We start from the raw sequence: 21,109 nt of genomic DNA on the forward strand, positions 1-21,109 counted from the left end.
TCCTAATCCAAATTTTCTTTTAAAAATTTAATGTTTTTTCTAATATCAGCTTCGCTTTTACTTAGCTGCTCTTGCTCACTTTCATTTATATTTAGCTCTAAAATTTCTTTTAAGCCCTCGCGTCCAAGCCTTACTAGCCTGCCGCAACTTAGCTCATCATCAAGAAGCACGCTAGCACTTAAAATTTCATCACTCTTGCCCATGATCGCTTCACACATCTTCACAACTGCAGCTGCTGGTGCATAGTAAGCTGAAGTGCCAAGGAGTTTAACGATCTTTGCGCCACCCGTACTTGTCTCTTTTTTAAGAGTTGCCAGCTCATTTTCGTTTAAATTTTCGCTGATATTACTAGCTGATACGATCATCTCGTCGTTGTGAGCGCCAATTATCTTTGTCTTTAGCTCTTTTGCATCTTTATCTTTTAGAAGTGCTAGCTCATATCTGCATCTTGCGCCATCAAGCTCACCAGCCATGCCGATCACTTTATTTTTACTAAAACCACTAAATTTATGAGCCGTCCAGACCATCACATCAAGCGGATTTGTCACGACGATTATCACCGCATTTGGTGCAAATTTTGCGATATTTTGAGCCGTTTGTTTTACGACTACGGCGTTTTTAAGGAGTAAGTCCTCTCTTGTTTGACCCTCTTTCCTTGGACTTCCAGCAGTTACCACTACTATATCACTACCCTCTATTAGCATAAAGTCATCGCCACCACAAACGATAGTTTTAGCATTAAATACGCAACTTGACTGCGCTAGATCGATTGCTTTTGCACGTGCCACATCACCAAATATATCTACAAGTGCGATCTCATCGCAAACTTCTCTCATGCAAAGCACATAAGCTATGCTTGCACCGACGTTTCCTGCTCCAACTATACTTATTTTCATTTTCTCATCCTATTATTTGATTTAAAATTTTGCTTGGTCTCATGACCTCATTTGCCCTCACTTCATCTGGCAAATAATATCCACCAAATTCCACGCTTGCACCATCATTTTGTCTTAACTCTTTTAGAATCTCATTCTCATTTTTCTCTAGCTCGTCTGCTAAATTTTCAAAAATTTTACTTAAAATCTCGCCGCTTTTTGCCATCTCTCTTGCCCAAAAAAGCGCTAGATAAAAGTGCGACTCCCTGGTATCAAGAGTGGCATTTGGAGTTTTGTTTTCATCTAGATAGCTAGCAACCGCTCTATTTAGCGCGTCACTTAGCTCTTTTGCCTCTTTTTTTTGCTTAGCAAACGCTAAATGCTCGAGCGAAGCACTAAGTGCTAAAAACTCACCGAGACTATCCCAAAGTAGATGGTTTTTCTCTTTTAGCTCTTTTACGAGCGTCGGAGCCGTTCCGCCAGCGCCTGTTTCAAACATTGCCCCACCAGCAAGTAGTGGCACGACTGAGAGCATTTTAGAGCTGCCGCCTAGCTCAAATATTGGGAAAAGATCTGTTAGATAGTCTCTTAAAACATTACCAGTTACACTTATTACGTTTTTGCCAGCTCTTATTACTTCAAGCGACCTTATCGTCGCTTGCTCGTAGTTTAAAATTTCAAATTTTACACCAGCGCTAGCAAATTTCTCTTTAAATCTTTCAAATTTAGCTATCAAATTTCTATCATGAGCACGGCTACTATCTAGCCAAAATATAAGCTCATCTTTTGAAATTTCGCCTCTTTTTAAAGCAAGCTCAAACCACGCATTTATCGCATCATCTTTTGTCTGCGTCATCCTAAAAATGTCGCCACTTTTAACACTAAATTTAAAGATACTTTCGCCAGCCTCATCAAAAACTACAAATTCTCCATCCTCTTTTGCGATAAAAGTCTTATCATGGCTGCCGTATTCCTCAGCCTTTTTAGCCATTAGCCCCACGTTTGCTACGCTGCCTATGCTGCTCACATCAAGCGCACCATGCTCTTTAAAGTCCGCCACGCAGGCCTCATAAACCCTAGCGTAGGTCCTATCTGGGATCATACAAAGCGAGAAATTTAGCTCGCCGCTTCTATCTTTTACCTTGCCAGAGTTTCTAATGAGCGCAGGCACGGAGGCATCGATAATAACGTCATTTGGCACGTCAAAGTTGCTGGTATTTTCATTTAATACCCAAATTTTTGCCTTTTTGCTCAAAATTTCATCAAATTTAGCCAAAATTTCATCTTTGTTTTTAAGAGTTAAAATTTTAGCAAACATATCTTTTAGTCCGTTTTTTGCCTCCACGCCGTGAGCTTTAAACTCCTCACCAAATAGCTCAAAAACCTCTTTAAAATAGCTTTTTATCGCATGCGCAAAGATGACTGGATCGCTAACCTTCATCATCGTACACTTTAGGTGCAAGCTCAAGGTCAAATTCTCTTTTTTTGCCTCCTCAAAGCAGTTTTCATAAAATTTATCAAGCTCATCTACGCTTAAATATGTAGCATCAACTATTTCGCCACTTTGTACGGCAAGCTCTTTTAAAAGCTCTTTTTTGCCATCCGTGCTCACAAAATTTATATAAAATTTCTCATCTTTACTAGCGATAATTGAGCACTCATTATCATAAAAGTCGCCCTTTTGCATGTAGCAAATTTTTGTCTTATTTGCCTTATCCCAGTCACCGTTGCTGTGAGGATGCTTTTTGGCAAATTCTTTAACCGGTGGCAAGACTCTTCTATCTGAGTTTCCTTGCCTAAGCACTGGATTTACCGCGCTGCCAAGCACTTTTTGGTATTTTTTAGCGATCTCTTCGTCGTAGTCTGTGATAATTTCATCTGGATAAAAAGGCACATTTATGCCCTTGCTTCTAAGCTCCTCTATCGCTGCTTTTAGCTGAACAAGCGTGGCTGAGATGTTTGGCAGTTTTATGATATTTGCCTCTTTGTGCGCAGTCAGCTCGCCCAAAAGCTCTAGCTCATCGGCCTTATTTAGTCCAAGCTCTTTGCTAAAAAGAGATAAAATTCTCCCGGCCAGGCTAATATCGGCCCTTGTTATGCTAATGTCAGCACGTGATAAAAAACTCTTTACGATAGGAAAGAGAGAGTAGCTTGCAAATAGCGGTGCTTCGTCAGTTTTGGTCCAGATAATGTCACTCATTTTAGCCCTTTTAGTTTTTTAAAATTTATCACTTTCTTTATTAAATCTCGTTGTATTTTAGGCATTTGCCGCAAATTCTAGCTCTATTTTCCTATATTTTGGTTGTGCTCGCTTAAGGTTTTTGAAAAAATGTGTTTTTTCGCCTTTTTATCAAGCACAAAATATAAATAATCGCTCTTTGCAGGATTTATCGCCGCTTTGATCGCACTTATTGAGACCGAGCAGACCGGACTTGGCGGGATACCATCGTTTAGATAGGTATTAAACTCGCTCATATCACTTCTTATGCGCTCAGCCGTGATCACATCGTGCGAATAAATTCCATAGTTTAGTGTGCCATCCATCTGCAGCCTCATGCCTTTATTTAGGCGGTTATAAATGACTGAGGCGACAAGTGGCATCTCGGCATCATTTGCCGCTTCTTTTTGGATGATCGAAGCAATCGTTAAAATTTTAAACCATTTTTTCTCATTGTATTCGCCAAAAATTTTATTGCTAATATCACTTTGAGCCTTTCTTGATGAATTTACAAGATAAAAAGCAAGGTGCCTTTCGCTGATACCTATTGGAATTTTATATGTATTTGGCATCAAAAAGCCATCACCAACTGGAGCAAGGGCGTTATATTCACTATTTAGCTTAACTGGATCAAGTCCTAGCTGGGCGGCGATCTGGTTTAAAAAAACGATAGTCGTTTCGCCTGGTATTAGCGTTATCTCGGTTAAAGCCGCTTTTGATTTTGCAAGTTTTTTTAAAAAATCAACCCTTGAAATTTTGTCTTGGCCGATCTCTATCCAGCCAGATTGTGGAGAGCCGATAAAAAGTATGGCGTATTTGTCTATCACGCTTAAGTTAAAGTTGCGATTAGCTAAATAAGATATAATCTCGCCCACACTTCCCTTTGGTATAAAAACGACCTTGCTTGTGTTTATAGGGCGTGCCAAATAGACAAAAATACTTAGGAAAATGATGGCTACAATATCAAAAAAAATGTCTAAATATGGCTTTTTCATAAAATTTTTTATCATCTTGATTCTTTCATTTATCTTACTTTTAAAATACGGCATAAAAATTAACGATTTCGAGTTTTACGGCGTAAAATTGGAGCAATTATATATAAAATTAGATAAAAAAATAATTGCAAGAGCAAAGCAGATAAGGCTTCCAAATTTTAAGAAAGAGAGCAAGCAAAAAAGCAGCGACGAGCGCCTTTTAAACCTTAGTAAAAGCGTAGATTTTATAGATACGATTTTTCAAGAAATTTCACTTGAAAATGTGCAAATAGGAGATGATTTTAAACTAAAAATTCTATTTTTAGATGATATATTTTTTGTTGATAGCCCTTATTTAAACGTGGATATAAAATTCCAAAACGAACAGCAAGACGGAATAGATCTTTTTAGCGTTAGAAATTTAAGCTTTAAGGATTTTAACGTCAGCATTAGTGGCGAAGGGAGTGCAAGTTTTGATAAAAATGACTATAAATTTGATGGAAATTTCACATCTCATGAGCTAAATGGCAAGCTTAGTTTTGCTCTAAAAGATACATTTTTAACCTATAAAGCTTACGACGTAAATGCTGGTAGCATTAAGGACTTCATTGATGAACTTGATAAACGTATAGAGCTAAACAGCGAGGTAAAAAGCTGGATATATGGCTATATCGTAGCAAACGACTACCATCTAAACGAGATAAACGGCAAGGCAAATCTAGCTAAAAATGACTTTTATCTAAATGATCTAAAAGCCACCGCAAATGCTAAAAATTTACTCGTTAAATTTGAAAAAGGCCTGCCGGCAGTAAATGTCGCTGAGGCAAATATTACGCTTAAAAACTCAAAGCTTAAATTTGATCTTACAGCGCCCATTTACAAAGGCAAAAAGCTTGATGGCTCAAATGTTACGATAAATAATATATTTGATGAAAAAAGTGCAAACTTAGAGCTGTTTATAAAGACAAAATCGATCTATGATGAGGCAATAAATGACATTTTAAGAGCCTATAATATCATCGTACCAGTAAAACAGCTAAGCGGGAAAATGGATGCTGGCTTAAAAATTTTAATCAAACTTGATGAAAAAAGCCTAGAAAATTTTGATGAAAAAAGCGTTATCGCAAATGGTGAGTTTAAAATCAGCGATGCAGTCCTAGAAATAGCTGGGAGTAAATTTAACGCTAAAAGCGCCCTTGTAAAGCTCATAGATACAACAAATTTGAATATCGATGCTACTGGCTTTGGGCTTGACTTTTTTAAGGCAAATGCCAAAGCAAATATAGATTTGCAAAAAAGCACTGGCGAGATAAAAGGCACAATAGAAAGCTTTGATCTAAAAGAGAAAAATGATGAAATTTTAGCCTTTAAAAATGAGCCATTTAACGCATTTTTGGACTTTAGCAAGGCTGATGAAACTTTGCTTAAGATAGAGCCATTTGGGCTTGATATGAGCTTTGGCAGTGAAAGTAAAATAGCAACAAAAAATAGTAAATTTTTCATAGAGAGCTCACCTGTTTTAAAGCAAAACGGCGTGCTTGGTTTTGATGAACTTAGTATAAAAAGTAAGGATTTTACTGATCTTGAAATTTTTGCCAAAGGAGTAAACTTTGACTTGCCGTTTTTAGATAAAAATGGCTCAAAGTATGAAAATGACGATCTTAAAATTTTAGTCTCAAAAGCTGGTGTAAAGGTAGATAGCGCAAGTAAAAAGCTAAGCCTAGACATAAAAGAAAAAGCCATAAACGTAAAAACTAAAGACCTAAATTTGCTAGTGCTTGATGATAACAAAACCAGCGAGCAAAGCACTCCGCTTGAGCTTTTAGCAAAAAATGGCGATATCATTTTAAGGGATCTAAACAAGACCTTGCCATTTGCTAGCTTTAGTGCCGAGAAAAAGGGCAAAAGCACCTCGCTAAATGGGCTGGCGCAGCAAGGAAGAGTTGGCTATTTTAACGATGAAAAGAGTATAAATTTAGACGCAACCGATATAAGCGGAGAATTTATCAACGACCTTTTTGGCATCAAGAGTTTTGAGGGTGGTAAATTTCGCCTGAAACTACTTGGAGAAAACTCAAAGAATTTCAAAGCTGAGGTGAGATTTTTTGATACTTTTTTAAAGGATTATATCTTTTATCAAAGGCTACTTAGCTTTTTAAACTCCGTTCCATCGCTTCTTAGCTTTAAAACGCCTGACTTTAATGACAAAGGCTTTACTGTTAAAAATGGTAAAATTTTACTCACTAGAAATGGTGATATGATCGAGTTTTTAGCGATTGAGATGATAGGCACAAGTGCTGATATCGGCGGACGTGGCACGATCGATCTAAAGAGTAAAAAGATAAATATCGACCTTGAGCTAAAGCTACTAAAAGACGCTAGCAGTATCATTGATAAAATTCCACTGGTAAATCAAATAATCCTTGGCAAGGACCGCTCGCTCTCAACCGTCATCGCCATACGCGGCACGACTGAAAAGCCAGAATACTCGACGCAGATCTTGCAAGATGCCCTGCTCTCACCACTGAAGATCATAAGAAACGTGATTCAGGCTCCGTTTTTGATATTTGAGTAGTTTAAGTCTGCAACGCACAGAAATTATATAAAAATTATTGACTGCTTCTAAAGCCAAGAGTGGGCACTCATTTTTGATTATATATATTATCCTAGGCTCGCAAAATGCGTAAAGATATCGAAAGCTAAAGATCAAGGTTTTGGTAGCTATTTTTTGATACTATAACCATTGAAATATTTTGATAAAAACATAAAATTTTACATATAAAAATATATAAAATTTACTTCATCCCAAGGCGCATCAGATACATATCCTCGCCGTCAGTCACCTTTAAATTTTGACTTTTACACTTTGGACAGGTAAAGTCATTTTCGCTAAGCTCCCCGCCAAATCCGCAATCCAAACACTCAATAACAATGCCTTGTAAATTTATCACAAGCTCGGCATTTTCGCAGATCGTGCCGGTCTTATAAACATCAAAAGCGCTTTCTAAATAATGAGGCTCCACTCCGCTTAAACGGCCAACCTTTATCTCGATCTTGCTTATCTCTTTGGCGTTTTCTTTGGCGGCATTTTTCTCACAAAGGCTGACTAAATTTTGAACGATACTAAGCTCGTGCATTAGCAAATCCTTGGTAGTAGTTCGCCCTTTGGCGGCTCGAGAAATCTTCTTGATTTATAGGCATTTTCGATGATGACACGCTCGTTTTTAGCCTCCGTTACTTCGCCTATTATCATCGCGTTTTTGTCAAATTCTCGCAAAATCCCAAGCGCGTCCTCAGCCTGGCTCTCATCAACCGCCATCACAAAAGTGCCCTCATTTGCAAGTTCATAAGGCTCAAATCCAAATAGCTCACAAACGCCCATCACTTCGTCTGCGACCTTGATATTTTCTTCAAAAACTAAGATGTCAAATTTAGCAAATTTAGCCCATTCATTTAGTACTGCACTTAGTCCGCCTCTAGTTGCATCACGCATAGTTTGCGGCTTTATGCCAGCGCTAAATAGCTTTAAAGCAACCTCTTTTAGGCTCTTGCAGTCACTTTTTAGATCAAGCCCAAGCTCAAATTCCTCTCTTGCTGCTAGCACCACGCCGCCGTGTCTGCCAACATCTCCAGAGATTAAAATTTTTGCCCCTGCTTTTAAATTTTTAAGCTCCACGCCTTCGCAAACTATCTCACCGATACCTGCTGTGTTTATGAAAATTTTATCGCATTTGCCCTTTGGCACGACCTTCGTATCGCCACAAACTACGCTCACGCCGCTATCTTTGCAAGTTTTTGCAAGCGAGCCAAGCACCTTTTCAAGCTCCTCTACACTAAGCCCCTCTTCGATGATGAGCGAGCAGCTTAGGTATTTAGCGCTTGCACCAACCATTGCTAGGTCGTTTATCGTACCGCAAGCTGCGATCTTGCCGATGTCGCCACCATTAAAAAAAATGGGAGTTACCACAAAGCTATCAGAGCTAAATGCGATCTTGCCGTTTAAATTTAATATCGCCGAGTCGTTGCTCTGTCTTAAAATTTCATTATCAAAAATTTTAAATATTGTCTCGTTTATAAGCGAGTTCATCTCCTCGCCGCCGCCGCCGTGGCTTAGCATTATCTTTTTCATTAAATTCCTTAACCAACTCTTGCGTATTTAAAATATGCCGCACAAGCGCCCTCGCTTGAGACCATGCACGATCCTATCGGATTTTGTGGATTACAAACCTTGCCAAAGACTTTGCACTCTGTTGGCTTTGCTAGCCCTCTTAAAATTTGCCCACAAATGCAAGCCTTGCTCTCTCCAGCGCTCTCTACGTTGCAGTCAAACTGCGCTCTAGCGTCAAGATAGGCAAACTCATTTTTTAGTTTCATGCCGCTTTGCGCTATCTCGCCAAGGCCTCTCCAGACAAAGTCGCACGGCTCAAAGTACTTAGCGATGAGCTCTTTTGCCTTGAGGTTGCCCTCTTCTTTGACAGCCCTTGCGTACTCGTTATAGACTTCATAAGTGCCTGCATTTTGCTGACGGACTAAATTTAGCACACTTGCCATGATATCAAGCGGCTCAAAACCACTAATGGCTATCGGTCTTTTAAACTCATCTGCTAACTCTTTATAAATTTTACTGCCAGTGATGACGCTTACGTGGCTTGGGCCTAAAAATGCATCTATCCTCACGTTTTCATCGCTCATTATGGCTCTAACTGGTGCTGGGACGGTTACGTGATTTATATGAAAGTATAAATTTTTAATGCCCTGCTGAAGCACTTTTTCAACCAAATTTGCACTCATCGGAGTCGTCGTCTCAAAACCGATCGCAAAAAATATGACCTTTTTGTCTGGATTTTGCTTAGCTATATTTAGCGCATCAAGTGGCGTGTAAAGTGCTCTTATGTCGTGCCCTTCTCCGCGAAGCTTTTGCAAGCTTGTCTTTGAGCCAGGCACTCTTAGCATGTCAGCTAGCGTGCAAAAGATCACATTATCCATGCTAGCTAGCTTACAGGCCTCATCTATGCGGCTCTTTGGCATCACGCAGACTGGACAGCCTGGGCCGTGGATGAAATTTATATGCTCTCCAACTAAGCTTGGCAGTGCAAACTTCATAATGCTGTGCGTATGGCCGCCACAAATTTCCATGATATTTAGGGGCTTTGTGCTCTCTTTTTGGATGAGCTTTGAAAGGGCTAGGATTAAATTTTTATCGCGAAAGTCATTGATAAGATCCATCAAATTTTCCCCGCGTTCATATCATCAGCGATCTTTTGATAGACATCCAAGCTCTCAAGCGCAAACTGCGTATCGATCTTTTGCATGGCGTATCCAACGTGGATTAGCACGTATTCGCCAACCTTTACCTCTTCAGATATAAGGTCTAGGCTTACTTTTCTAGTAACGCCCAGAGTCTCAACGGTGGCAACGTTATTTTCATCTATTTCTATTACTTTTGAAGGTATTGAAAGACACATTATCTTAGCTCTTTTTTAAATTCCAAATAGTTTATCCATTTATTGACGCCTTCGCCTGTTTTGCTATCTATCACAAAGATATCGACCTTTGGATTTAGCTTTCTAGCGTCGTTTTTCACTCGCTCGATATCAAAGTCAAAGTGCGGTGCAAGCGAAGCTTTTGTGATAAGAAGCACATCAGCAGCCCTAAACATCACTGGATATTTGCTCACCTTATCATCGCCCTCTGGTACTGAAAGAAGCACAGCGTTAAAGTGTGAGCCAACGTCATAGCTTGCAGGACAGACTAAATTTCCAACATTTTCTATAAAGACTAGATCAAGCTCGTTTAGTGGCAGGTGATGAAGCCCTTCATGCACCATAAATGCGTCCAAGTGACAGGTCTGACCTGTGCTTATCTGATGAGCCTTTGCACCAGCTTTTACTATGCGGTCGGCATCTTGATTTGTCTCCAAATCGCCCTCAACAACGCCTATTTTAAATTTACCAGCCTTTATCGTAGCCTCTAAAAGCGTCGTCTTACCAGCACCTGGGCTACTCATTAAATTTACGCAAAGTATCTTTTTCTCATCAAGATGGACTCTGTTGTGAGCGGCCTCTTTGTCGTTTTCGGAGAGAATTTTCTCTATCACGTCTATGGTTTTACTCTCGTTTAGCACAGGGTGTGCGTGAGCCTCATGGCTATGCTCATGTGCGTCATGAGCGTGATCTGTATGTCCATCATGAGTGTGTGGGTGCGAGTGAGTGGTGCCATCAGCATGAGTGTGAGTGTGGGCGTGATTACCCATTGAACAACCGCAATCTTTACACATTTTTTCATCCTTTTTTATTAATTTATGGAGATTTTAACTCTTAAATTTAAAAATAAAATTAAAATTTAGGAGTTTTTGCAAATAGATCAAAATTAATTAATTTATTTAAATTTTCATTTAAATTTAAAAATATAAATGAAATTTTCAAGTATTTTGACTAAATTTACTTTACTCTTTTTGCCTAATCTCATCCAACTTATCAAAATTTTCATCACCAAGTAGTTTTTTACTATTTTTTTGGGCATTCTTTTGGATTATTAGATCCTTTAGTCTAGCTTTGCCATTATCCATCACCATCAAAATCGCATACGCATGAACATCCTCTTCTCTCATTTCATCTTCGGTATTAGCTGCACTATCAGGTGACATATAAAAGTGCTCTATGCCGTATTTTACGAGCGAGTAGCCATCGTATCTACCAGCTAAAAAGACTCCATTCTCTGGCTTGCTTATACTAAATTTTGCAAAGCTGTAAGTGCCATTAACATCTGGTTTTAAAACAGCATAAACTCTAGCCCCATCTCTTACTCTCTCATCGTATTGGTCGATATAGCGGTCATCTTTATCATTTTCGTCAAAATTTCTTGAATGAAAATTTGAAAATTCATAGTTTAAATCAACATAATTTCCGCGAAAAAGATCTCTTGGATCGTAAAGATTTACCCTCACTCTTACCTCTTGCCCAAAATAAAGCGGCATAAGCGCGTAGCCAAGCATAATGCCAATAAGTGAAATTTGAAAAATTACAGCCACTATTAATACTTTTATCTTCATTTTTTACGTCCTTTTCTAGCCACAACTAGCACTATGAAAGCAAACACCATAAACAGTGCCGTAGCACCAATATAATCACCTATGAGTTGGAAATACCTCACGGCTGCAACCAAAAATATCATACAAAGACCAAGTTTTAACTCACCCTTTTTGATAAGAACCGCAGCTGTTATGATATTTGCGAGCGAGAAAAATATATTTGCATAGCCAGGCCCGTAGCTAAAGACAAATGGCAACGACACGAGCAGTGCCCCAAGCAGCAAACCACTCTTGTTTTTTTCTTTAAAAAATAGTGCAAAATAAGCAACACTAAATAAGATAAAGACAAAGCCAAAATTGCTTTTAAAAAACGACTTCACAAACCAAAGCTCTTCATCTCCAACCTCAAATAAATTCCTTTCTTCAAATAAAAGCAGACAAAATAACAACACAAAAACGCCAAAATTTTTACCAAATTCTTTTGTAAATGCGCCAAGCCCTACTCTAAATTTATCTAGTAGCGGCGAAATACTAATAAGTAAAAGTGAATAAGATAGCGATACGATCGCAACCATCGGAAGCCCAAACAAAAATCCATAATCAAATATCGCTCTAAGACCACTAATGTAGCCGCAAAATGAAATGATGTATATAAAAATATCTATAAAAAGCACAAAAGCAAGCCATTTTGAGTCGTCTTTGTAAAGCGCATATGCGCCAAGTGCTATAAAAATGATAAAGCCAAAGCCAAAGTCGCCCTGATAAGCTATCATAAAAAACCAAACTGTCGCAAAGATAAGACTTTGGGCTACCAACACACCCTTTTTGCTAGCAAAAGAAACCGCAAACGCTCCGATACTCCAAAGCAAGATACCGCCGCTTGGCTCATCGCTAATGTTATAAATTTGAGCAATAAGAGCAATCGCCGCACCAAAGCAGAAATTTCCAAGAAAAAACATCGCCGTTGATAGATTTTCCTTTCCCTTTGCAAGATAGTAAATTCCACCAAAATTTACAAGCCCAAGTACAAACAACACAAGTGCTAAACGTCCTAGTCTTGGTATCTCTTCCCAATTTGCACCAACGAGCGTGAAAAAGGCTAGCGCAAAAAAGAGATATGCTACGAGCTTTAGGACAAAACTTATCTTGTCGCTATGAGCATCAGGGTCGATGTCATATAAATTTGCTATTTTTATAGCAGTCTCTTTATCGATTATGCCGTCACTTTGCCACCGATCTAGCTCTTTTGTTAGAAAAATTCTATTTAAAAAGTTCATTATTCACACTTTCTTTTATAAGATATACAAAACACCAAATTTCTAACCAGTGTCTTAAATGCCGTATCTATATCCATTGACACTGCCCTTAGTCTTTCAACAAAAAATATAATTGTGATTTAAAATATAAAAAAATACAGAAGCTAAAATGCCACCGATAATAAAAATTTTTAGCAAGGTAGCTTGGGCCAGATTCCTAAGCTTTGCTTTAAAAATTTCTCGCTTAAGTCTAAACCCAAGTAAAAAGAAAAAAACGGCCATCAAACTATCATTTACCAAAAGGATAAGGGGCTTTTGTATCGGCGATCTGCCAAAATTTAGCCTTGTATCGATTTGTAAAAATGAGTTATAAAAACTGCTTAAAAAAACATTTTCAAAGATAAATGCCACTAAAGCAGCAGCGATAAAAAAAATACCACCGCTAGCTTCACCTATAAAAAAATCCCAAAAATTCCTAAAACCCATAAAGACCCTTAAAAAACTAAAACCTAGGAATAGCTGCCCTTGTGAGTTTAGAAAATTTTACGCCCTTTAAGCCGGCGATCCTTTCAGCAAAGCGTTCAATTTTGCCCGCCTCGCCTCTTATTGAAATCGTTTCTAAGCAGTTATGGTGATCGACATGAACATGGTTTGTACAGATGATTTTCACATCAGAGCTATGCTCTATATCCATCTTTTTATTCACCAAATCGTTGTGATGATGCATATAAATGAGCGTCAAAACCCCGATCAACTCCTCACTAGCGTCCTTCCAGCTATCACTTACGATCTTTTCGCGTATCAAATCCCTCGTAAATTCGCTCCTAGAAGCGTAGCCTTGTTCGCTAACCTTTTTATCTAGTTCGTCAAGTAACTGACTAGGTAAAGAAACACTAAAACGTATAACACTATCCATTTTCTGCTCCTTTCTCGTTTGATTACCGTTTATAATCATTATACATCACTTATTAGAAAATGTGGATAAATAATAATAAATTTGCCCTAAATTTACGTTAGAATCGTTGCTACAGAATTTTTTATTGATATAAAATTTCAAATTTGCTTTAGTAAATTTTTTGTAAATAAGTTCGAGTAAAGTCTTATTTTGAAAAACTCCGCCGCTTAGCAAAATTTCAATTTTTTCTTTTTTTGAAATTTCAAAAATAATATCAGCCAAGCCATTTATAAATGCCGTTGCAGCCACTCTTGGCTCATCTTTTAAAGCACTTTTAAAAGCTTCTTTAAAGCTGATCACTTCATTATCTAGACTAAATTTATAACACGCATCTAAATTTTTATCATAAAGCGCTTCAAGCCTCATACCACTCTCGCCCTCAAAACTCGAGTGAAAAAGCCCACAAATAATCGCCCCAAATGCGTCAAATATCCTACCAACTGAGCTAGTCTTTACTAAGTTTAACCCTTTTTGCTCCATTTTTTTAAAATTTGCAAGCATTTTTTCATCAAAATTTACTAAAAATTTACCAGCTTCGTCCTCAAGAGAGTATTTTAAAATAATAGAATATGCGATTAGATAAATATTTTTGATGCTGTTTTCGCCCCCAAATAGGCTAAATTCATCAAAATGATAAACTCGCTCGTAACTCTTTTTATCTAGTCTAAAGACCTCGCCACCCCAAATTTTGCCATCTTCCCCGTATCCAGTGCCATCAAAGCAAAAGCCAAGGTACTTTTTATCTGCTAGATCATTTTCAAAGATCACGCTTAGCAAATGCGCGTAGTGGTGCTGCAAATAAACTAGCTCAAAGCCCTGATCCTTTGCCCATTTTGTATTTAAAAAATTTGGATGCAAATCGGCTATAACTTTATCGATTTTTAGGCTGTAAGTCTTTTCAAAAAGGGTGAAAATGTCCTTAAACCTATAAAAAGTCGCCACGTTTTTTAGATCGCCGATATATGGACTGATCATCAAAAGTCCGTCTTTATAGATGCAAAATGAGCTCTTTAGCTCCGCTCCAAGGGCTAAAAATGTCCCTTTTTGCTTGAAATTTGTATGGATAAAATTTGGATTTAGCCCACGGCTCGTCCTTGTAAAAACCACTTCATCGCCAACGCAAAATGCGATACTATCGTCACTTGGTGAGTAAATTTCTCGGTCGTGATCAAGGTAAAAGTCTATGACGTCACCTAGCTTTTCTCTTAACTCGCTCTCATCTTTTATCACAACTTCGCCTGAGATGTTTGCGCTAGTTGCGACGATGTCGTGCTCAAGGTAGTCAAAAAGCAAAAGATGTATGCCACTAAATGCGAGCATGACGCCAAGCTTGTTTAAATTTGGTGCGACGCTTTTTGCGATATTTGAGCCGTTTTTTGCTTCAAGTAAGACGATTGGCTTTAAATTTGAGTTAAGTAGCTTTGCCTCTGCCTCTGAAATTTGCGCTATCTCTCTAGCGTTTTGTAAATTTTTACTCATCAAAGCAAAGGGCTTGCTTGGGCGGTGCTTTCTAGCTCTTAGCTCGCTAACTGCGTCTTCATTTGTCGCATCACAAATCAAATGAAAGCCACCAAGCCCTTTAATGGCTAAGATTTTGCCCTCGTTTATGAGCTTAGCCGCATCTTTGGCCGCTTCGTTCCCACTAGCCAAGACTTTGCCAAATTTATCTTTTAGATAGAGCCTTGGTCCGCAGTTTGGGCAAGAGATCGGCTCTGCGTGGTAGCGGCGGTTAAGCGGATCTTTGTATTCGCTCTCACAAAATTTACACATTTTAAACTCGTTCATCGTCGTATTTGCCCTGTCATAAGGCAATGCTTTGATGATCGAAAATCTAGGTCCGCAGTTGGTGCAGTTTATAAATGGATATTTGTAGCGTGGATTTGTGGGTTCATAAAACTCGCGCAAACAGTCGTCACAAAGTGCGTAATCAGGCAAAATGGGCGCTTGTTTGGTGGCTGATTTTGAAGCGATGATCTCAAGTTTTTCATAAATTTTATCTATCTTAATCTTCTTTAGCTCATCGATCCTAGCAAGGGCTGGCAGCTTCTCATAAAGCTCCTTTTCAAAAGCCAAAAAGCTGGCCTCTTCGCCGCTAAAATTTAGCTTCACACCCTCATCGTCATTGTAAATTTCACCAACTAGCTTAAATTTATCCGCTAAAGTATAGACAAAAGGTCTAAAGCCAACGCCTTGAACTAAGCCCTTGATCTCATATCTAAAGCTTGATCTCAACGCCAAATCCGGGGTCAAAATTTGTTTTTATATTTGGGTTTAGGTGCTTTTTTATCAAGTTGCTAACTACCTTATTATAAAATAAATCCCCGCTTAAAGTAACATTTTTGATGTTAAATTTATCTCGTTTTTCATAGCTAAAATCGCTCAAAAAGTGCGCCAAAGACTCGGTGCAACCAAAGCTGATATTCTTCTCTCCAGCGCCAGCAAGGATGAATGAAATGATACTTTTTACAAACTTAACCCCGTCTAAACCAAAGTCATCTTTCATCTTATAATCGATCCTAACGCCCTTTTGACCGCTAAAATCAGCTGCCATAAGGAGCAAATTCTCTCCTGCTTTTTTAAAGTCATCACCTAAGCCAAGTATGCGCCCAGCTATGCAAAATAGCGAGAAAAAGCTAGCATTTGAGCTAAATTTACCACTTGGCAGGGCATGCTCTTTGCTGAAATTTTCAAGTAGCCTTTCGCCGCCCTCCTCGGCTCTTATGAGCTCATAAATTTCTTCAAAGCTACTAATTTTTGGCAAAAATAGAAGCTGCGTTTTGCTTGATTTTGAAAGCAGGCAAATTTCATCATCGCTAAATTTGCTAAATTTTAGCCCTAAAGCTATATCGCTAAAATTACTAAGCTCTAATTCCTCGTTTTTTGCATAGAAAAATGGGCTTAAAACTGCGCTACTTTCAAGCAAAGTAAGCCTTGAAAGAGCATTTTTTTGCTCCTTTACTTTAACGCTTAAAAAGCTAAAGCTTTCTTTATTTAGCTGCTCACAAATGGCATAAAGAAAAAGATCGTTTGGCGCCATCACGTCAAAAAATAGTGGTGCATTCTCGTGATTTTGCCTATAAATAGCTGTTGTCTTTAGTGCTAAAAGTGGCTTTTCAAAACTAGCCAGAAATGTCAAAGCTCTATCATCAGCAATAAAAATTTTTGGTAGCTGCTTTAAATTTACAGGCATCAAGAAATTTGTATCAAAATTTACGCCAAGAGAAATTTCATATAAATTTTTATCTTGCTCTACGCAAACACTCTTACCATTTTTTAATAAATTTAGGCAGATTTTAAGCTTTTCATTAAAATTATCAAGCGTTATCTCGCCCTCAAATTTACTTTCACATAGCGCGCCACTTTCATTTAAGATAGCCTTTTCGCTAGCCAAAAATGTGCTCGCTTGAGTCGGAGTTAGTCCACCAAATTTTATCTCATTTATCTTGCTATCTTCATCAAGCTCGCTTGCAGCCAAAACCTCACTATGCTTTATAAAAAGACTAAATGGCAAGAGCGTACTTGCTTTATTTGCCACGCTCTCAAGCTCACTGGCATTACCACTTACCTTTAGACAAATTTCATCTTCTTTGCACTTTAGACTATGAGCTAGATCGCCAGCAAGCAAGCGTAAAAATGGCACCAGAAACGAAGCGTCCTTGTGGCAAGTAAATTTAAAAGCAAGTATCATTTTAAACCTTTTTTAGCGTATTCATCAACGATATCATTTAGGGTAAAATTTGCCACCTTTTCACACTTAAAATCAAGCTCTTTTAAGTGTTCAAGTAGCGTTTTTTCTAGGATACTAGAAGCTTTTATAACTTCATCTGAGAGGCTAAAATTTGATGACTCTATGCGGCTAGGCACGATGCCTAAGATTTTGGTTGTCGGTCTGTCGCCTGCAAGCTCCATTAGATGAAGGGTTTGAAGCATCTCGATCTCGTGAGCCGAGCCGTCCCAGCTGATAAAATTTGGTACGTTTAGAAAGTCGAAAAAATAAACATCGCCCACGCTTGCGCCATTTGCGCTAATGCAATCAACGACAATAAGATAGTCAAATTCGCTTATAATGTGAGTTAGAGCGAGGGCTAAAGTGCCCCCGTCCATTAGAGTAAGCTCGTTTTTAGAGCTTGTAAATTTATAGTTTTTAGCCATCAAATTTACAAAATGAACACCTATGCCCTCATCAGCAAACATCACGTTGCCAATGCCAAGAACAAGCACTCTCATCAGTGTTCTTTTACAAATTTATAGCCACTAACGATGGCGTCCATCGCTCCATTTTTGCCTTTAACGGCGTTAAATATCGCCATATAAACGTGAATAGGCACAAATATCATGATAATCCACATGCAAATTCTATGTATCGTTCTAACATTTGCTAGTCCGCCCATAAGCTCTTCAAAGTATCTTGCTGGCTCGTAGATCGCTCCGCCAAGTCCATTGTGATAAACGTGAGCGTAAAGCACTAGGCCAGTTAGGCAAATGAGTGCCAAGATGACGTAAAAGAAAAAGTATGAGGCAAACTGCAATGGGTTATAAACGCCCCTTAAATGCGGGTGTGGCCCCATAAAAATGTAGTACTTTATCTGCGCTATCCAAACTTTTGGACTCAAAAAGTCAAGCACACTCATCCACTCTTTTTTGCTGTGTTTGTCAAAGACAAATAGATAGAATTTAAAGATAAATACCGCTATTAGCACAAAGCCAGCGACCTGATGCGCCAAACGCCACTTTGCTTGCATGAAATTTGTAGGCTCGCTCGTGATCTCTGGGCTCATAAAGACATAAGAGATGTAGTAGCCGCTCACAATCAAAAGTGTGATAGCTATAAATCTAATCCAGTGTGTCAGCCTAACGCCGATGGAGAATTCGTATTCGCTGATCCTGTCAGGATTTTTATGTGACATCTTCTCTCCTTACAAATTTGGATTTATCTTATAAGTACTCAAATCATTTCCCTTCGTGTCCATAACATGCACGGCACACGCGATGCAAGGGTCGTAAGAGTGAATTTTTCGTATTATCTCAAGTGGTTTTGAAAGATCAGCGATCTTCATACCAACTAAGCACGCCTCGTAGCTACCCATTTGACCTTTGGCGTCTTTTGGAGAGGCGTTCCAAGTGCTTGGCACGACCGCTTGCCAGTTTGAGATGACGCCATCTTTTATGCGGCACCAGTGGCTTAGCGCGCCTCTTGGAGCGTTGCCTTTGAAGTGGCCTTTATACTCTTTGCCATTATCTATGACATATTTTGTGCAGGTCTCTTGATCTGTCTTTAAATTTTCGATCAAGGCATTAAATGCGTCCATCGTGTGCTCTGCGACCACTTTTGCTTCAAGCATACGAGCAGCAGTTCTGCCTAGAGTTGAAAAGACTGCGCTTAGTGGCAAGCCACTCTTTGCTAAAAACTCATCAACTACCTTTTTAACTCTCTCGTTGCCTTTAGCGTAGTTTATGACGATGCTTGCGATCGGTCCTACTTGCATAGGCATGCCATCATATCTTGGTGCTTTGATCCAGCTATATTTGCCCTTTGTATCAAAAAGCTTGCTGTGAGCTAGCTTGCCCTCGCCATCTATGCTCTCGCCATCAATAAGGCCTGTGTAGTTTGCTTCAGTCTCGCCGTCATATGGGTGAAGTGCTTTGTCGTTTTTATACCAAGACCTAGTAGCTTCTTCAGTGATTTTATTTTCATCGATATCATAAACCTTGTTAAGATCGCCATTTAAGATATAGCCACCTTTAAATAGATGATCATTTTTGCCGATCAAAAACTCATCGTAGCAGAGTAAATTTGCCACACCAACATCGTTTAGAACGCTTGGCTCGTTACCATAAGCTTTAGCTGCCATCAAGATATCTGGATAGTAAGCTCTATCAACAAATTCTTTGATCTCAGCAAATTTACTCATATATTCGCCCATTCTAGCTGGATCCATAAGGTCCATCACGCAAGTCACACCGCCAACTGTTAGGCTTTGTGGATGTGGGTTTTTAGCACCAAAGATAGCCATCATCTGAGCTGCTGTTCTTTGAATCCTTAAGCACTCTAAGTAGTGTGAGAGGACGATTAAATTTTGCTCTGGCGTAAATTTATATGTACTATGTCCCCAGTATGCGTTGGCAAATGGTCCAAGGTTGCCCTTTTTAACAAAGGCTTCAACTCTCTCTTTTACCTCTTTTAGCTTGTCAGCTCCTGTGGCAAATGGCAAATCAGTGTATTTAAACGCCTCTTCGCTAGCTTTATGTACGTCTGCGCTTAGTGCGGAGACTACGTCCGCCCAGTCCATGCCGTGGAGCTGATAAAAGTGCACGATGTGATCGTGAAGATATAAAGCTGCATTCATAAGCGTTCTAGTTAGCTCTGCATTTAATGGAGGCTTGATACCAAGGGCATTTTCAACTGCGATGATGCCTGCTCGGTAGTGTGAGTATGTACAAACGCCACAAATTCTTTGCATGAAAAAGCCAGCATCTCTTGGATCTCTGCCTTTTACGATCTGCTCTAAGCCACGCCAAAGAGTTGAGCCAGAGTAAGCCTCTTTTACGACATTATTTTCATCTACGACAACTTCTATTCTTAAGTGTCCCTCGATACGTGTTATAGGGTCTATTACTATTCTTTTTTCACTCATTTTTTCGCCTTATTCTTTATCTTTACTCATAGAAGCTATAACAGCGTGAGCTGCTATACCAATGCCAGTAAGAGCTAAAATTCCAATGCCAACTTTATCGCTGACATTATCAGCTCCAAGACCCAAAACAGTATCAAAGAGTCTATCTGCCATAGGCTCTTCAAATGGTCCCATCGTATCCCAGAAGTCTGGCTCTGAGCAGCCTATACAGCCGTGACCTGCTTGAACTGGCCATGATGTGTGCTGGTTAAATCTCTCGCGTGAGCAGTTATTAAATGTATATGGACCTTTACAGCCTACTTTATATAAGCAGTAGCCATTTTTTGCGCCTTCATCGCCAAAGTTTTGGACAAACTCGCCAGCGTCAAAGTGACCACGTCTTTCGCAAAGATCGTGAATTCTTAAGCCATAAGCCCATTTTGGTCTATTGTAAACATCAAGTGCTGGAAGTGTGCCAAAAAGCAAGAAATGAAGCACGTTACCAACGATATTTTTCTCACTTGGTGGACAGCCCGCAACATTAATAACTGGCTTATCAGTTACCTTTGAAAATCCCACTGAATTTGATGGATTTGGCCTTGCAGCTTGAATGCCACCAAAGCTAGAACAGGTGCCGATCGCAAAGATAGCAGCTGCGTCTTTTGAAGCATTTACAGCATGAGTTTTACCTGTTGTGCCATGAGGTCCAACAGTTAAGAAATTTTCAGTCGCACCAGTTGGGATACCTCCCTCAACTAGTAGGATGTATCTGCCTTTGTATTTTTCGATCGCACTCTCTAAATTTTCTTCAGCCTGCCAACCAGAAGCTGCCATGATAGTTTCGTGGTATTCAAGGCTTATGTAGTCAAATATAAGACTATCTATGCTTGGAGCATCGGTTCTTAGTAAGCTCTCGCTACAGCCTGTGCATTCTGCCATATGAAGCCATATCACAGGAAGCCTATCGCTAAGCTCAGCAGCACGAGCAACCATCGGTGTCATCGCACTTGGTAGAGCCATAAAAGCTGTCATCGCACCAGCCCACTTCATAAAATCACGCCTCGTAAAGCCTTTATCTTTTAAAAGCTGCGCAATACTCGAGTCGCTTTTCATCTTAGGCAACGCACTAAGCTCACTTAAGCGCCTATCTATCTTTTGACGCAAGTCATTATTCATATAAGCTCCTT

Annotated in this window: 19 protein-coding genes; 1 reads left to right on the top strand and 18 read right to left on the bottom strand. The window is 39.2% G+C overall.

Annotation, left to right across the window (positions count from 1 at the left end; genetic code table 11):
- Window positions 1-2 precede the first annotated feature (2 nt).
- The 3 genes from TH67_RS02820 to mltG form a co-directional block, all read right to left on the bottom strand.
- Window positions 3-896: a malate dehydrogenase gene (locus tag TH67_RS02820; RefSeq protein WP_072594264.1), complete on the bottom strand. Its 894-nt coding sequence runs from the start codon at window positions 894-896 to the stop codon at window positions 3-5.
- A 4-nt stretch (window positions 897-900) separates the two neighbouring features.
- Complete coding sequence (locus TH67_RS02825) at window positions 901-3,075, bottom strand: NADP-dependent isocitrate dehydrogenase (protein WP_072594265.1); 2,175 nt, start codon at window positions 3,073-3,075, stop codon at window positions 901-903.
- 83 nt (window positions 3,076-3,158) lie between these two features.
- Window positions 3,159-4,103 (bottom strand): endolytic transglycosylase MltG, encoded by a 945-nt coding sequence (mltG, locus tag TH67_RS02830; RefSeq protein ID WP_072594266.1) that lies wholly within the window; start codon window positions 4,101-4,103, stop codon window positions 3,159-3,161.
- 73 nt (window positions 4,104-4,176) lie between these two features.
- On the opposite strand from mltG, the gene TH67_RS02835 reads away from it, so the two are divergent.
- Window positions 4,177-6,642, top strand: coding sequence for a YhdP family protein (locus TH67_RS02835; protein ID WP_081370902.1), 2,466 nt, complete (start codon window positions 4,177-4,179; stop codon window positions 6,640-6,642).
- Between the two features lie 220 nt (window positions 6,643-6,862).
- Here TH67_RS02835 and hypA read toward each other — a convergent pair whose 3' ends face one another.
- The 15 genes from hypA to TH67_RS02910 form a co-directional block, all read right to left on the bottom strand.
- Window positions 6,863-7,204, bottom strand: coding sequence for a hydrogenase maturation nickel metallochaperone HypA (hypA, locus tag TH67_RS02840; protein WP_072594267.1), 342 nt, complete (start codon window positions 7,202-7,204; stop codon window positions 6,863-6,865).
- Window positions 7,204-8,196 carry a hydrogenase expression/formation protein HypE gene (gene hypE, locus TH67_RS02845; protein ID WP_072594268.1) on the bottom strand — a complete coding sequence of 331 codons (993 nt, stop codon included), beginning with the start codon at window positions 8,194-8,196 and terminating at the stop codon, window positions 7,204-7,206. Before hypE ends, hypA begins: the two co-directional genes overlap by 1 nt.
- An 8-nt stretch (window positions 8,197-8,204) precedes the next feature.
- Window positions 8,205-9,293 (bottom strand): hydrogenase formation protein HypD, encoded by a 1,089-nt coding sequence (hypD, locus tag TH67_RS02850; protein ID WP_072594269.1) that lies wholly within the window; start codon window positions 9,291-9,293, stop codon window positions 8,205-8,207.
- Entirely contained in the window at window positions 9,293-9,532 is a 240-nt protein-coding gene (locus TH67_RS02855; RefSeq protein ID WP_072594270.1) for a HypC/HybG/HupF family hydrogenase formation chaperone, read from the bottom strand. The genes hypD and TH67_RS02855 overlap by 1 nt, the downstream gene beginning before the upstream one ends.
- Complete coding sequence (gene hypB, locus TH67_RS02860) at window positions 9,532-10,344, bottom strand: hydrogenase nickel incorporation protein HypB (RefSeq protein ID WP_072594271.1); 813 nt, start codon at window positions 10,342-10,344, stop codon at window positions 9,532-9,534. Before hypB ends, TH67_RS02855 begins: the two co-directional genes overlap by 1 nt.
- Window positions 10,345-10,512: 168 nt before the next feature.
- A complete protein-coding gene (locus TH67_RS02865; RefSeq protein WP_072594272.1) occupies window positions 10,513-11,118 on the bottom strand; it encodes a GDYXXLXY domain-containing protein in 606 nt (201 codons plus the stop codon).
- Window positions 11,115-12,374 carry a DUF2157 domain-containing protein gene (locus TH67_RS02870; RefSeq protein WP_072594273.1) on the bottom strand — a complete coding sequence of 420 codons (1,260 nt, stop codon included), beginning with the start codon at window positions 12,372-12,374 and terminating at the stop codon, window positions 11,115-11,117. The genes TH67_RS02865 and TH67_RS02870 overlap by 4 nt, the downstream gene beginning before the upstream one ends.
- A 96-nt stretch (window positions 12,375-12,470) precedes the next feature.
- Window positions 12,471-12,839, bottom strand: coding sequence for a Na+/H+ antiporter NhaA (locus TH67_RS02875; RefSeq protein ID WP_072594274.1), 369 nt, complete (start codon window positions 12,837-12,839; stop codon window positions 12,471-12,473).
- Window positions 12,840-12,855: 16 nt separating this feature from the next.
- Window positions 12,856-13,269 carry a nickel-responsive transcriptional regulator NikR gene (gene nikR / locus TH67_RS02880; protein ID WP_021091291.1) on the bottom strand — a complete coding sequence of 138 codons (414 nt, stop codon included), beginning with the start codon at window positions 13,267-13,269 and terminating at the stop codon, window positions 12,856-12,858.
- A 45-nt stretch (window positions 13,270-13,314) separates the two neighbouring features.
- Complete coding sequence (gene hypF, locus TH67_RS02885) at window positions 13,315-15,540, bottom strand: carbamoyltransferase HypF (protein WP_072594275.1); 2,226 nt, start codon at window positions 15,538-15,540, stop codon at window positions 13,315-13,317.
- Complete coding sequence (locus TH67_RS02890; RefSeq protein ID WP_072594276.1) at window positions 15,524-16,996, bottom strand: hypothetical protein; 1,473 nt, start codon at window positions 16,994-16,996, stop codon at window positions 15,524-15,526. The genes hypF and TH67_RS02890 overlap by 17 nt, the downstream gene beginning before the upstream one ends.
- On the bottom strand, window positions 16,993-17,535 hold the full coding sequence (locus tag TH67_RS02895) for a HyaD/HybD family hydrogenase maturation endopeptidase (RefSeq protein WP_072594277.1): 543 nt from the start codon (window positions 17,533-17,535) through the stop codon (window positions 16,993-16,995). The genes TH67_RS02890 and TH67_RS02895 overlap by 4 nt, the downstream gene beginning before the upstream one ends.
- On the bottom strand, window positions 17,535-18,215 hold the full coding sequence (gene cybH, locus TH67_RS02900) for a Ni/Fe-hydrogenase, b-type cytochrome subunit (RefSeq protein ID WP_021087640.1): 681 nt from the start codon (window positions 18,213-18,215) through the stop codon (window positions 17,535-17,537). Before cybH ends, TH67_RS02895 begins: the two co-directional genes overlap by 1 nt.
- A 9-nt stretch (window positions 18,216-18,224) precedes the next feature.
- Window positions 18,225-19,943, bottom strand: coding sequence for a nickel-dependent hydrogenase large subunit (locus tag TH67_RS02905; protein ID WP_072594278.1), 1,719 nt, complete (start codon window positions 19,941-19,943; stop codon window positions 18,225-18,227).
- Window positions 19,944-19,952: 9 nt separating this feature from the next.
- Entirely contained in the window at window positions 19,953-21,098 is a 1,146-nt protein-coding gene (locus TH67_RS02910) for a hydrogenase small subunit (RefSeq protein ID WP_072594279.1), read from the bottom strand.
- Between the last annotated feature and the right edge of the window lie 11 nt (window positions 21,099-21,109).

The sequence above is a fragment of the Campylobacter concisus genome, assembly GCF_001891085.1.
Lineage (GTDB): Bacteria > Campylobacterota > Campylobacteria > Campylobacterales > Campylobacteraceae > Campylobacter_A > Campylobacter_A concisus_O.